This is a genomic window from Eisenbergiella sp. OF01-20 (assembly GCF_003478085.1).
Classification (GTDB): domain Bacteria; phylum Bacillota; class Clostridia; order Lachnospirales; family Lachnospiraceae; genus Eisenbergiella.
Window position 1 is genome coordinate 1 of sequence record NZ_QUES01000067.1, and the last position, 13,835, is coordinate 13,835.

Consider the following 13,835-nt stretch of genomic DNA (forward strand, 5'->3'; position numbering starts at 1 on the left):
AACAGGGTAAGATTGAAAAAGAGATACGCATATATGAGTTTTTGGCTACTTGCGACAGTGACGATTTGCACAGAGTATAAAGTAACATTTAATTATTAGAGTGGGGATATATGGATACAAGGTTCAACCAGACAAAATTAAAGAAGCTCCAGATCTTCAATGGATCACAACTAAAGTATTTGGCATTTGCATCTATGCTAATAGATCATGTTAATAACGCTTTAATAACACCTTATTTAAATGGACAAGGTTTTCTATTACATTTGTCCAATCTATTTTCTATTTTGGGCAGAATTGCATTCCCGCTGTTTGTTTTTTTTCTTGTAGAGGGATTCTTCAAAACTGGCAACAGAATGAAATATCTGATTATGCTTTTAATTTTTGGTGTAATATCAGAAGTGCCTTTTGATTTGTTTACATCAAAAACTTGTTTCTCTCCATATTGGAACAATATAATGTTTACCTTAGCGCTATGCCTTATTACAATTTGGATTATTGACATTCTTAAAGATAAAATCAGCAATAAATATCCTTGGTATGCTTTATCAATCCTGATTGTAGCATTTTTTGGGTTTCTATCTATGGAGCTAAGTCTTGATTATGATTATCACGCAATAATCGTTGCCTATCTCTTTTATATATTCTATGATAAACCTCTCCTTGGTGCTGGCCTGGGATATATATCAATTATAAAAGAACTTTACTCATTTATAGGTTTTGGCATGACTCTAACCTATAATGGTGAAAGAGGCAAACAATATAAATGGTTCAACTATTTCTTTTATCCAGTACATATTCTAATCTTAGGGCTTTTGCGCATATATTTAAACATTTAGTTTATACTACCCGACCTTGACGGAGTGGAGTGTAACACTTCCCAAAGGGGAAAAAGCAATGGCTTATTCCCCTGCCACACGGCGAGTGTGGGGTTTGGGGCAAAGCCCCAAGAGGGGGCAAGGGGAGTATCCCCTGCACATGACTTTACGGAGTAAAGTATAATGTGCTATACTTTACCAAAGGTGGAAAAACTCTATTGATAAGATTAGCGGTCAAGGCGAAGCCAGAGGGGTGTGGGTTTATATACTCAACATAGCATATCAAAGAAATTGACCACGCCGATGTTTGGAATACGCCCGATAAAATGTATCCTAACAGGCCATCATTCTATTGTTTGGAAATAAGACGATGCTGATTCCGGGAGGGACTTCCGATGACAAAAGAAATTGAAATTCAAGGCTGCATTACCATTCCAAAAGACGTCTCGATGGATGAAGTTATTGATAAATTTATTGCATTCATTGAGAAAAATGAGTGGAGTTTTGGCGGTGGCTATCGCACCATTATAGATGGATACTATATGAATGCTGATGGTACAAAGGGGAAATGTGTCCTTGATGAGTGAGCAGGCTTAACTTGCACTATGAACGAGACGTATTTGAGCAGTATATATTTGTGAAGCGGGAGGTGCGTTAATGAAGACCGTTGACATACATGGCATGACCAATATGGAGCTTGTTCAGGGAGGAACCGACGAATGGTACTGGGCAACGGACTATATTCACGGCGATCTCTATGAAGCGGAAGAACTATTCCGGCAGAGACACCATGTGCGGAGTAACCGCTTGTATCTTATCCACTATCCGGACGGTACAGTGTATGAGCCTGTGCCGCCTGTGGACGGTCAATATCTTGGCTATCCCGTGTATGATGAAGGCGCTATTGTGCTGCTGGTAGTGAATTTCGCAGAAAGTATGATATATATTCTTCGGTTCATACATCAACAAGAGAAAACGCAGGAAGTGGCAAGGTTGCCTCTGTCCACAGTGAAAGACTGCTATAATCTCATCCTTCATACCTCTCCATTATCGCTGACACGGCAGCCAAATGACGGGACATTTGAGATGATTTGGCCTGAGAAAATAAGCTTTGCGATAAATGATAGGGAATCTTTTAACTTTCGGGAGGGGGATGACCTTTATTTCAATATTTGGTACGAAGACCCGGACTATCGGGAGGAGACGCTGGTGCGTTCTCTGCGAGACGGAGCGATTTTGGAGAGACTTCCGGGTGATATTCGTATTATGCCAAACGGGGAACGGTGGCTTATCAAATAGCTTTGTCATCTAACTTCCAGTTTTACGAACTAATTGTATCAAAATAAAGTCGTTTAAAGCTGCCGATTAGCACACAACAGCTTTTGGGGATGATGGTTGCGTTTGTGGTTTACCAGCGATAAACTGTCAACGTATTGATTTCACTTTAACTGCTGACGCAAACGCAAAGAGCACCTCTATACTCAATTGAGTGCAGAGGTGCTCTTGTTATTTATCATATTCGAAAAGCTAATGCAGAGCTTTTGTCGGGCATACCTTGGTATTAGTACGCATTTTCTTCAAAGTAGGTGTAGATTTTTTCCGAAACATAGCTTACCAGATAAGCGATAAAAGGAAAAACAATGAAGCCTACTGCCTTTGTAAATTCTCCAATTTCTCCAAATGGGACGCCGCTTTTGAAAGCACAAAAAGACTGATACAGATAGTAAACTCCTGCAATCAGTCCGAAAGAAGAAATGTAACCAATTCCTTTTGCGACATAGGAAACCGCATGAAACGCAATGGAAAGTGGCGTGTAAATAATCGTCCTCAATTCACTGAAAACAGAACCGAAAAACTTATATCTTTTTTCTGACTTTTCAATTCGTTTTTCTGACCTTGCGTATTCTTCATCTGTCATAACAGTGCCAAAACCCAACTCTGCAAATTTCTTGCCAATCTCCCTTGCACTCTGTTCTTCTCTATTTTCATTATAGTTGTAATCTTTCATAATGAATCACCTCGCAAGAATAGAATTTTCAGCCATGAGCAAAACGCAGGTTTTGCAACATTGATACCACCATATGCCGCTGTATCGAGCTTGATAGTGCTATATGTTGTATGTCGTTATGAGTAAATCGGAGTTTTGCTCATGGCTGTAGAATTTTTTATGTATTACGCTCGTCCGTAGAATTTGTTTGTGTTACACTGCTTTTTTGAATTTGTGATATTGTTCGTATTGTCTTAACATCCCGAACCACACAGAGAACTGTCAGAACAATTATGATAAATACAAATCCATCTTCGCTCAGCCAAGGAATAGAAGCAATAATTCCATCTATTTTAAAACTTACAAACAACGCTATCGCTACCGTTATTATAAATGCAAGGAGATACCTCTTTGATACATCTAATATAAATCCATAAAGCGATAAGCTTATATAGGCTAAAGAGGCAAGTCCAAGACCGGCACCTATTATTTCTAATGAAAAAATCGCCCCTCCTTTTTGGAACTGGCTATATACGTACCAAGCAAAGATTCCTAAAAAAATTATCATTTTTAAGATTTTTGTTGTAATTCTGCTCATATATACCTCCGCAAATTCAATTTTCTGTTTCTGGCGGTGTAATCTTAAATCAAAAATCTTCCCCTGTAATAAAACGCAGAATCAGATTATTGATTACTTTATTCTCTTTAATGCTTTCTTCGACTTGTTCAAGCCACAGTTCTTCGTTTTCTTTATCAAACGCTTCCAGTTCGGCACGCTGTTCCGGCGATAAGCCCTTGTATCGTTGCTCAAAATATTCTGCACGTTCTTCCGGGGTTTCCTCCGGGTCTGTGAATCCTGTGATATCTGTAGGGAATGTATCCGGCACCAACTTTCCCTGTCTTGTCAGCCAAGCTAAGGCATCAATAAATCCCATCATGTATGTAAGACGTTCTTTTGACGTTAGGTAGAAGTTCTCCGTCTTTAGGTACTTTGTACGGGGAGACTGTCCAAACGCCTTGAAAAGCCCCTTATCGCTTTCTAAGAGTATTCTAAGGCCGTCATGGTACTGCTCATAGTTATCAAGCACCATACTTTTCAGCGTATATAATTCGTCCGAGTTCATTTCAATCCCTCCAATATAATTTATAACATAAATTATAACATATAAATCACATCTATGGAAACATAAAATCTAACATAGAGGTGATTTAGCATGAAAGAGGAAAAATTGATAATTCATCCGAAACGTCCCAAGGGGGATGACGGTTATAAGACCTTTTCTGTTCGTATCAGAGAGGACGTTGTGCAGCGCATTGATGAAATATCGGCTCAGACAGGGCGCAGCCGAAATGAACTGATTGGTATACTGTTGGAGTTTTCGTTAGACCGCTGCTCCATCGAACCCAAATAACAAAAAATCACAGGCAGCTCCTTTGCGTAGTGCAATAGGAATCGCCTGTGATTTTCTTATTTTCCGTATCGTTTGATATCCACCTGTGACAGCGTGTGGACGGTGGCTTTAAGCGTTCTCAAATGCTCCCGAGCTGTTTTATAGTCCTTATGAGCAATGCAATCCTCAATCAGTTCTACATTGTCATTCACAATCATATCAAACTGCTCTAACGAGGATTTCAACCCCAGAATGCGTTCAAAGTCTGTATAACGGGATTCCACTTTTTCTGCCGGAGGTTCGTTTTCTTCGCACTGTAAAGGGAATGTGTCCGTCCATTCTTGCAGTTCGGCTTGTGTGATATCCCCGTTCTCCCATTTGCGCCTTTCGTTGTACCATGCTTGTAACGCTTGAAGAATTGTCTCATCCTTTGTCTGGATAGCGTATTTAGGCTCTTGCGGAAGTTCGATTGGCACAAGGTCATATTTCTCGGACAGTTCAAACAAAATGTGTATGGCATCGTTATAGCTGTCGATCTGGCGGTCAATGAGTGTTTCTACTGGCACACCGAGCCTTTGGGCAATCAGTTCTAATTTATCTCGGGACGCTTGTCTATATCCAATTTCATAATTCCTTATAGCGGCTTCATTTACCCCTAAAGCGTTTGCCAATTCAACAACAGTTGTATCTTTCTGCGAACGGATTCTTCGAATTTTTGTTCCTGTTCCCAGATACCTTCCAGACTTTTTATCGCTTCGAAATTTATCCCACAAACCCATTTGTTTTCCTCCCAACTGTGTTGCCCCAACAATACACTTCAGATAATACCATCGTTTGAGCCGGAAATCAAGATTAACCATTCGCATTCGAATGAAAAACGCTATTAACGTAACTATTTTGCTTCAACCGTATTGACAACGGCACTACTCAGGAGTAATATAAGAATATAACACAATATAACATTAACGTTATACTGTGTTGCAAAGCCGCATTAACCAGTAATAACAAAGGAGATGAATACTATGGCAGGAGTAACCCAGTCTATCATGGAGTGTCGCAACTACTCTGTGCAGGACATTATGAACATCTATGGTGTCGGAGAGGAAAGTGTCCGCAACTTTATCAAAAAGCATCAGAAAAACAATGATTTTCGTGTATTCATGGTGGGGAAATATCTTCGTATCGACAAGAACAGTTTTGAAGATTGGTATAACAATCATCCGAACGAGTTCTAACGGATGTTATGGGCAGAAAACCTAAGAAGAAAGACATAGCTGAGTATTTGTGGCATAGCGAACCCACCAAGATTAACGCTACCAATGACAACTGGCGCATCCGCTATGGGTATCTTGATTCCGAAGGCAAGGAACACCAGACCACCGAGACTGTGAACAACGAACGTGCGAAGAATCAGTTCTTATCCTATCTTCTGCTCCGAGAAAAGGAGCATAAGGCTGCCAAGGGCACAACAGTAGCTTCAAAAGTTGATAAAACGGAGATAGAAACCGTTGAACAACTCTTGTACGCCTATGCCGAACATACTAAGTATTTACATACCATCGGAGACAGATATGGATGGGACGAGGGCACTTACAGAGCGAATATCGGTAAGATTCGTAATTACATTGTTCCCGTGTTTGGTTCATTCCCTATATGGAAAATAACCCGTGTCGATATGAGACAGGGCTTCAAGGATATGCTTCAATTACCGCAAGCCAACGGGAATCATAAGGCAAATGGGGCAAGGGTATCACAGCGTACTGTTTATGATTGCAAGAAAATCATCAGCCGAGCATTTAAGTACGCTACGGATGATTTGGAGCTTATCACAGAAAACCCCATGTTGGGTGTGACTGTAAAGCAGCCGAAGTCAAGCAGGCGTGAGGTGTGGACAGAAGAACAGTTTAATTTTGCGTATGATAACTGTTCCGATCCACAGCTCAAGCTTCTAATCAGCCTTATGGTGGCATTGAGCAGCCGTATTGGAGAATGTCTTGCCTTAACATGGTCTGATGTATACGATAACGAGGACAAGCATGAACCGTCCTATATTCGTAACTACAAGGAGTTGACTTACCGCACTGAGAAATTTATTAAAGAAACAAATGGTCGGGGGATTCTCAAAGTATTCGACCAAGTTCGTAGCACTCGACCGGATGCAAAAAGACGTGCGGTCTTTCATGTTACCAAGACGGAAAAGGAAATCGAAGCAAAGACGGACAGAATCTATATAGCGCCGGAAGTCATTTTCATGCTCCGTGATTACAGGCTTGTTCAGAATCAGCATAAGCAGCTTGCAGGAGACAGCTACATTGATGATGATTTGATATTTGCTCACGAGGATGGTACGCATATCAGTTCACAATACGCCGATGATATGTTCCGTTCACTCTATGAGCCTTTAGGACTTCCAAAAGTAGACCTGTATAGCCTAAGGCATTTCTCAATCACAAAAAAACTTGATTATAACAAGCATGACTATGTGAGCTTGGCTAAGGATACCGCCCATCGTCAGTTGAGCACGATACAGGACTATTACGAAACGCCGGAGGACAGCGTAAGAATTGATACAGCGAAAGCGATTGGAAAGTTTCTTAGTCGCTCCGGCAAATCGGATTCTGAATCCAAAGCGACAATCTCTCTGGCAGATGAAGATTTTGCAAAAAAGCTTGAGGAAGTGGCTTCTGATTCAGCCGGAAAACAGATGCTTGAGTTTGCTATCGCCATGTACGAGAAGAACAATTCGGGCAATTAAAGGTCATCCGACACCAACCGTATTTAACGCCGTTAATCACCTAAATATTTAGCTACTGTACAAAACCACTGAATTTACTGTATAATATAAGCGATACGAAACACCCGAACCATGATTCCCTTGCAGCAATAAAAGAGAAAAACCTCTCCAAGCGAAGCTTGATTATTTTTTCTTTTACTGCTCAATAAAAAAGCCGAAAACCCTTGAAAACAAAGGCTTTCGGCGTTATTATCTGGCGCGCCAAAAGGGATTCGAACCCCCGGCCTTCCCCTTAGGAGGGGGACGCTCTATCCAGCTGAGCTATTGGCGCGTATATCAAATGAAATTGTAAATAGTGAGGATTGAACAACCGCTTAGGAGGCGAACGCTCTATCCTGCTGAGCTACAGAGACTTATATTAAATTGAGACTGGCAACGATCACTTTTCCCCGTAAGGCAGCTGGTAGAGCACAACCTTAGGAGGGGGCTGTTATATCCATTTAACTAAGGAAACACAACTAATATAATACAATATTTTTACGAAAATGTCTACCCGTTTTATATAATAAATTATCGTATTTTTATAGTTGTTATAAAAATCACCAATAGCTGCGTATAAAGCCAGCTATCGGTGACCGATCCGGACTACTCCTGATCCGGATAATTTACAGCCCCCTGCAGCCATACCACACCCTTAAACCGTCTCCCGATTTTTGGTTCTCCATACAAATCCTTTACATTAATGCACACGTCAAAGGAAAGTTCATTACAGTTGAGCGTCATCAGACAAAGTTCTTCTTCTGTCAGTTTATTCCTGGTTACATGGCATTCAGAAATCTCACCCAGAACAGAATATTGATCACACTCCACTCCATAGGGCATAAAATAGGTATCAACCAGGCTGAATACATCTTCTTTCTGGATCCTTCGGGAAATCGTTGTATAAGTATCCATGTCCTCCAGGGTAAGACTTTCGATGGCATCCTCGTCCCCCCGCCTTGCCGCTTCAATGAGTTGGTTCCGGGTCATTGTGGACTGCTGGATTTTCTTCTTCTGATTTTCACTTTTGATTATCGGCATCATGATGGATCCCTGACTGGCCAATGCCGACAAAGTCAGGCTGGTACCTCGTACGGGAAGCTTATCTGTATTCCGGTACTTGATGTAAGGAATCATATTCTGCAGGTAAAAAATTAAAGTAACGCCAACCTTGATATCGTCACAGACACCGGCATAGGATTCCTTTGCCGCATGGCGCTCTACACTTACATCTTCCATGGAACTGACTCCGGTACCACGCAGATAAGGATAAAAATAATAAAAGGTAAAAGTATCATTTTCATCAAACTCCCCACAAACCGCGATACCCATATTTTCTGCGAAATCCTTGCAAAACTCTACCAAAACCGTATCTTCTTTTCCATCAAGGGTGGTATAATTTCTGCTATCCGCATTCATTATCACATCCTTAATCAATTCCTGGATCTTCCTGGTAGATGTATATTCACTGAATCCTACAGACTTTAAAAATTTATGCAAGAATCTCACCTCGCTTTTCATATCTGTGCGGTTCCATGTTATCTGATCTCAGTCATACCGCCCATATAAGGCTGAAGCACTTCGGGGATTTTCACGGAACCGTCTGCCTGAAGGTTGTTCTCCAGGAATGCAATCAGCATTCTGGGTGGAGCAACTACTGTATTATTTAGTGTATGCGCGAAGTATTTCCCATTTTCCCCATTTACACGGATTTTTAATCTTCTTGCCTGCGCATCCCCTAAATTGGAACAGCTTCCCACTTCAAAATACTTCTTCTGTCTGGGGGACCATGCTTCCACATCATAGGATTTAACCTTCAGATCGGCTAAGTCGCCGGAGCAGCATTCTATTGTTCTTACAGGAATATCCATGGAACGGAATAAATCTACTGTATTCTGCCAAAGCTTTTCAAACCAGACGGGAGATTCTTCCGGTTTACATACTACAATCATTTCCTGTTTTTCAAACTGGTGGATCCTATATACGCCTCTCTCTTCCAGGCCGTGTGCACCTTTTTCCTTACGGAAACAAGGGGAATAGCTGGTGAGTGTCTTGGGAAGTTCCTCTTCCGGCACAATGGTATCTATAAATTTACCGATCATGGAATGCTCACTGGTACCGATAAGATATAAATCTTCTCCTTCGATTTTATACATCATAGCATCCATTTCTGCAAAGCTCATAACACCCGTAACCACATTGCTTCGGATCATAAACGGAGGAACGCAATAAGTAAACCCTCTGTTGATCATAAAATCCCTTGCATAGGAAATTACTGCAGAATGCAGTCTGGCAATATCCCCCATTAAATAATAAAAGCCGTTGCCTGCAACCTTTCTTGCGCTGTCTAAATCGATCCCGTTAAACCGTTCCATAATCTCCGTATGGTAAGGAATCTCAAAATCAGGAACTACCGGGTCACCATACTTTGTTATTTCTACGTTTTCGGTATCATCTTTTCCAATAGGCACCGTCGGATCTATAATGTTGGGAATAAGCATCATAATTTTTGTGATCTTTTCCTGCAGCATGTCTTCTTTCTCTTCTAACTCAGCCAGTCTTTTGGCTCCGGCAGCAACTTCTGCTTTTTTAGCCTCTGCTTCTTCTTTCTTGCCGGCTTTCATTAATCCGCCGATTTCCTTGGAAATCTTATTCCGGCTTGCACGCAGATCATCCGCTTCCTGCTGTGTCTGCCGGCTTTCTTTATCTAATTCGATTACCTCGTCCACCAGTGCTATTTTGGAATCCTGAAATTTCTTTTTCATGTTTTCTTTCACTGCTTCAGGATTCTCTCTTAAAAATTTAATGTCAATCATAATAAGGCTCCTCTCCTCATATAAAATTAATATCCGATTGCTTTATCCAATGCTTCTTTTTCTTCTGCTCCCAGGGTAATAGCACATTCCCCTTTTTTCACTTCTTTTGTATATGTATAGCATCCTTCACTGCTTTGAACGGAATTCAAAATAAAACCATCATCTTTTTCATTCAATAGGGCGATACAAAAACTGAGCTGTCCTCCCATCTGGCTGAAGGCGTCATACTTTACAATGCCCATTTTTTGATAACAATACTCTAATCTTTTCTGAATATCCCTGATATCCTTACGGTTTTTATCCGATTCTTTTTTTATAAAGTCATTATCTTTGTATAAACCCTCTATCTCTTCTTCCAGACTCTTTGCCTCTTTTCCTTTCATAAACTTAGCAAGTTTTTTCTGCTGCTTGTTTAACCTGCTGAATTGTATGATTACCAGAATAAGAAGTATCAGAATCATAACTAACATACCTATTAGCACATACGCTATATCCAGTCCGCCTAATCCTATGCTCTCCAGTAAACCACTTGACATTGAACTCTCCTTTATCTTATGTTGAAATACATTAGCTCTTCATTATGTGTTCCATCAGCCTGTCCAGATCTTCATGATTATAAAATTCTATCTGGATTCTACCGGCTCCATTTTCTTTGGAGGATATAAAAACCTTTGTTCCCAATGATTCTTTCAGTTTTTCCTCTATATTCTGATAGATAACCTCCAGCGATTTATTTTCTTCTTTTTTTGGTTTCTCCGGTTTGTGAAGATTTTTTACCAGCTTTTCCACTTCACGTACGCTCATTTTCTCATCAAAAACCTTTTGTGCGATCATGTACTGCTCTTCCGGATCTTCTATAGAAAGAAGAGCCCTGGCATGTCCTGTACTGATCATTTCATTCACTACCATCTGCTGGACTTCATCGCACAGCTTTAACAGACGCATGGAATTCGTAACAGCAGTTCTGCTCTTTGATACTCTTTCTGCCACTTCATCCTGCTTCAAATTAAATTCATTCAGTAGCCTTTTGTATGCCTGTGCTTCTTCTATGGGATTCAAATCTTCCCTCTGAATATTTTCAATCAGGGAAATTTCTACAATTTCCTGATTGGAAAGCTTCTTTATTATTACAGGGATTTCTTTTAACCCTGCTATTTTAGCAGCCCGCCATCTTCTTTCACCGGCAATGATTTCATAATAGCCTTCCCTGTCCTGTACCAGAATAGGCTGCAATAAACCAAACTGCTTAATCGACTCGGCCAACTCCATCAGGGCATCTTCATCAAAATTTTTTCTTGGTTGATCCCTGTTAGGTTCTACCATCGTTATTTTTACCATGGTTTCCGGATTTTTATTTTCTGCTCCGTTTCCTTTATCTGTTTTTCCTTTTGATTCTCCAATTGCATTTGGAATTAAAGAATCCAGGCCTTTCCCCAATCCTCTAGCCGCCATTTATTAAATATCCTTTCTCTTAATTACTTCGTTTGCCAATGCCATATAGCTTTCCGCACCTGCTGATTTGGGATCATACATGGTAATTGGAAGGCCATAACTGGGTGCTTCCGCCAGCCTTATGTTCCGGGGTATAACAGTCTTATATATTTTCTGGTTTAAATTTTTCTTAACATTATCCACTACCTGCATGGACAGATTCGTTCTGGAATCATACATGGTGAACAGAATTCCCTCTATCTGAAGCTGAGGATTCAGCCTTTCTCTTACCAGATTAACCGTATGGATTAATTGGCTCAATCCTTCCAGTGCATAGTATTCACATTGTATGGGAACTAATACGGTATTCGCAGTCGTCATTGCATTTACAGTTAACATATTTAAAGATGGCGGGCAGTCTATAACTATAAAATCATATTGATCCTTTATCCAGTCCACTTCATTTTTTAATATGTACTCTTTTTTATCTACCCCTATTAATTCTATCTCTGCTGCTGCTAAATTTACATTAGAAGGCAATACCGTTACATTAGGCACTACCTCTTTTATAAGACAATCCTGAATACTACACTCTCCCAGCATTAATTCATAAATCGTATTTTCCAGTTCGTTCTTATCAATATTAAATCCACTGGTTGTATTTCCCTGGGGATCCGTATCTATAACCAGGACTCTTTTCCCTTTTGCAGCCAGCGCAGCTGAAAGATTAACTGCAGTGGTTGTTTTACCTACACCGCCCTTCTGATTTGCAATTGCGATAATTCTTCCCATTAAATATTTCCTTTCGTTTGCGATTCTACAAACATGATAGAGTCATTCTTCACCAACACAATTCCACCCTATAAAGTACTTATCGATTATATCACTTTTTTTGTTTATATTCTATAAGGAAATACTAGAATTTAAATATTCTTTTTTTATTTTTATTGTATGACATGCTATTATATGTTTCACGTGAAACATATAATAGTTTGCTCATCGGAATGTCCGGCCTGATGGACTGGCAAATATCCTTTTGCTGTCCCGGGGACAGCGCTCTGTCAGCGGGCGGAAAACCACTTTTCTCCTGTACAGTTTGAGTTTTTTATATATAATTCAACAATCGTTCAAACTTACTTGAATTATTATAATAAATTTATTAACAAAGAAACAAAATCGCTACTGTACACTCAATACTGTACATTTCCTGTACAGTACGTGAGCTATTAATTGAAGCGTGTATAAATTTTATCACCTCAGACGAGTCTAAATAGATTTATGCATGTTGCTGATCACGGAAATAATAGTAACATAAAATCAATTTGAATACGATCTAAACACATGATTTTCTTGTAAGAAAAGGATGGATGGTTTATAATATGTAAATACAGGAGGTATATATAACTATGAACAAAAAACTGGGAACTGCAATCTTTTTAACTGGTATGACTACTCTTACTATCCATATAATAAATAGACTTCAATTTTCTTTTAGTACAGTTAAAAACATTCTCAGCTGTCCAAATAATAAATATTATGAATGGCGGTTTGGGAAAATTAGATATATTAAAAAAGGAAGCGGCACACCGGTTTTATTGCTGCATGACTTAACTCCGGGTAGTTCAAGCTTTGAATTTTCTTTATTAATAGATTCTTTAGCCGAAAAACACGAGGTATATGCTATAGATTTTCTAGGTTATGGTTTGTCTGATAAACCAAATATAACCTATACAAATTATTTATATGTGCAGTCCGTTATTGATTTTATTAAAACTATAATAGGCAGGAAAACAAGTATTCTTGCCACCGGAGATGCAGCCCCCGTTGGAATTATGGCTTGCCATAATGATGGAGAGGTTATTGATAAGGTAGTACTTATCAATCCCCAAAGTATCAATAAATTGAATCAGATACCAAATAAACAGACGAAGCTTCTTAAGTTTTTAATTGATACTCCTATTTTAGGAACCCTGCTTTATAATCTGCAAACTACGAAAGAGTCTTATAAGAAGATATTTCTTGAAGAATACTTCAATGAACCTTTCCATATTAAAGATGAAGTTTTATTTAGTTATGTAGAGTCATCTCATCTACCGGATTATAATGCCAAATTTTCGTTTGCCAGCTTTACCGGAAGGTATATGAACGCGAATATCATTCATGCATTAAAAGAAATCGATCATAGTATTTATATTCTATATGGAGATAATAAAAAGGATATTCAAACAATTGTAGATAATTATATTTATTTCAACCAATCTATTGAAGCATTTCCGATTAAAGATACAAAACATCTATGCCATTTGGAAGCACCTGCTAAAGTTATGGAACAAATTAATATACTATTATAAAATCTTAGAACATAAAATTTAAACTCAAAAAAGGTCCCTGAAATAGTCAATAGCCCGCAGCAGACTGCGGGCTATCTGATTTTTAAAGCGAAAGCCAAACAAATATAAATATGAAATATCCATTTGGCTTATTGCTTGCTTCCATCGTTGGATTTTTTATATAACTTTCTATATGTTTCACGTGAAACATATAAATATATCTTACTTACTCAAACTTTGCAGGAGCAAAATGTCCTTCCGCCCGCTGGCAGAGCAGTGTCCCCGGGACGGA

General features: G+C 39.3%; 16 protein-coding genes and 1 tRNA gene. 7 read left to right on the forward strand and 10 right to left on the reverse strand.

Going from position 1 to position 13,835, the window contains the following annotated elements; translation table 11 throughout:
• Positions 1-110: 110 nt before the first annotated feature.
• The 3 genes from DXA36_RS31970 (at position 111) to DXA36_RS31980 (ending at position 2,114) form a co-directional block, all read left to right on the forward strand.
• Positions 111-836, forward strand: coding sequence for a TraX family protein (locus DXA36_RS31970; RefSeq protein WP_118683562.1), 726 nt, complete (start codon positions 111-113; stop codon positions 834-836).
• 374 nt (positions 837-1,210) lie between these two features.
• Entirely contained in the window at positions 1,211-1,402 is a 192-nt protein-coding gene (locus DXA36_RS31975) for a hypothetical protein (RefSeq protein WP_006776315.1), read from the forward strand.
• 70 nt (positions 1,403-1,472) lie between these two features.
• Positions 1,473-2,114, forward strand: a complete 642-nt coding sequence (locus DXA36_RS31980; RefSeq protein ID WP_006776314.1) for a hypothetical protein — start codon at positions 1,473-1,475, stop codon at positions 2,112-2,114.
• Positions 2,115-2,376: 262 nt separating this feature from the next.
• On the opposite strand, the gene DXA36_RS31985 is transcribed toward DXA36_RS31980, so the two are convergent.
• The 3 genes from DXA36_RS31985 to DXA36_RS31995 all read right to left on the reverse strand — a co-directional run bounded on the left by DXA36_RS31985 (position 2,377) and on the right by DXA36_RS31995 (position 3,926).
• Positions 2,377-2,823: a hypothetical protein gene (locus tag DXA36_RS31985; RefSeq protein ID WP_006776313.1), complete on the reverse strand. Its 447-nt coding sequence runs from the start codon at positions 2,821-2,823 to the stop codon at positions 2,377-2,379.
• Positions 2,824-2,980: 157 nt separating this feature from the next.
• The gene (locus DXA36_RS31990; RefSeq protein WP_006773350.1) at positions 2,981-3,400 is read right to left on the reverse strand and encodes a hypothetical protein; all 420 of its coding nucleotides are present in this window, start codon (positions 3,398-3,400) and stop codon (positions 2,981-2,983) included.
• 49 nt (positions 3,401-3,449) lie between these two features.
• Complete coding sequence (locus DXA36_RS31995; RefSeq protein ID WP_006773349.1) at positions 3,450-3,926, reverse strand: hypothetical protein; 477 nt, start codon at positions 3,924-3,926, stop codon at positions 3,450-3,452.
• Positions 3,927-4,016: 90 nt separating this feature from the next.
• Here DXA36_RS31995 and DXA36_RS32000 point away from each other — a divergent pair, with 90 nt between their 5' ends.
• Complete coding sequence (locus DXA36_RS32000; protein ID WP_006773348.1) at positions 4,017-4,214, forward strand: ribbon-helix-helix protein, CopG family; 198 nt, start codon at positions 4,017-4,019, stop codon at positions 4,212-4,214.
• A 56-nt stretch (positions 4,215-4,270) separates the two neighbouring features.
• On the opposite strand, the gene DXA36_RS32005 is transcribed toward DXA36_RS32000, so the two are convergent.
• Complete coding sequence (locus tag DXA36_RS32005; RefSeq protein WP_006778125.1) at positions 4,271-4,972, reverse strand: helix-turn-helix domain-containing protein; 702 nt, start codon at positions 4,970-4,972, stop codon at positions 4,271-4,273.
• Positions 4,973-5,215: 243 nt separating this feature from the next.
• Here DXA36_RS32005 and DXA36_RS32010 point away from each other — a divergent pair, with 243 nt between their 5' ends.
• Both DXA36_RS32010 and DXA36_RS32015 read left to right on the forward strand, forming a co-directional pair.
• Positions 5,216-5,428, forward strand: a complete 213-nt coding sequence (locus tag DXA36_RS32010; protein WP_006778124.1) for a helix-turn-helix domain-containing protein — start codon at positions 5,216-5,218, stop codon at positions 5,426-5,428.
• Between the two features lie 8 nt (positions 5,429-5,436).
• Positions 5,437-6,948: a tyrosine-type recombinase/integrase gene (locus tag DXA36_RS32015; protein ID WP_006773345.1), complete on the forward strand. Its 1,512-nt coding sequence runs from the start codon at positions 5,437-5,439 to the stop codon at positions 6,946-6,948.
• 233 nt (positions 6,949-7,181) lie between these two features.
• Here DXA36_RS32015 and DXA36_RS32020 read toward each other — a convergent pair.
• The 6 genes from DXA36_RS32020 to DXA36_RS32045 form a co-directional block, all read right to left on the reverse strand.
• Positions 7,182-7,258: transfer RNA gene (locus DXA36_RS32020), tRNA-Arg, on the reverse strand.
• Between the two features lie 314 nt (positions 7,259-7,572).
• On the reverse strand, positions 7,573-8,487 hold the full coding sequence (locus DXA36_RS32025; protein ID WP_118683564.1) for a DUF3881 family protein: 915 nt from the start codon (positions 8,485-8,487) through the stop codon (positions 7,573-7,575).
• A gap of 17 nt (positions 8,488-8,504) precedes the next feature.
• A complete protein-coding gene (serS, locus tag DXA36_RS32030; protein WP_118683565.1) occupies positions 8,505-9,782 on the reverse strand; it encodes a serine--tRNA ligase in 1,278 nt (425 codons plus the stop codon).
• Between the two features lie 26 nt (positions 9,783-9,808).
• Positions 9,809-10,318, reverse strand: coding sequence for a DUF4446 family protein (locus tag DXA36_RS32035; protein ID WP_118683566.1), 510 nt, complete (start codon positions 10,316-10,318; stop codon positions 9,809-9,811).
• A gap of 31 nt (positions 10,319-10,349) precedes the next feature.
• A complete protein-coding gene (locus DXA36_RS32040) occupies positions 10,350-11,234 on the reverse strand; it encodes a ParB/RepB/Spo0J family partition protein (RefSeq protein WP_118683567.1) in 885 nt (294 codons plus the stop codon).
• A gap of 3 nt (positions 11,235-11,237) precedes the next feature.
• On the reverse strand, positions 11,238-12,005 hold the full coding sequence (locus tag DXA36_RS32045; RefSeq protein ID WP_118683568.1) for a ParA family protein: 768 nt from the start codon (positions 12,003-12,005) through the stop codon (positions 11,238-11,240).
• A 614-nt stretch (positions 12,006-12,619) separates the two neighbouring features.
• Here DXA36_RS32045 and DXA36_RS32050 point away from each other — a divergent pair.
• Complete coding sequence (locus DXA36_RS32050) at positions 12,620-13,564, forward strand: alpha/beta fold hydrolase (protein ID WP_118683569.1); 945 nt, start codon at positions 12,620-12,622, stop codon at positions 13,562-13,564.
• The last annotated feature ends 271 nt before the right edge of the window (positions 13,565-13,835 follow it).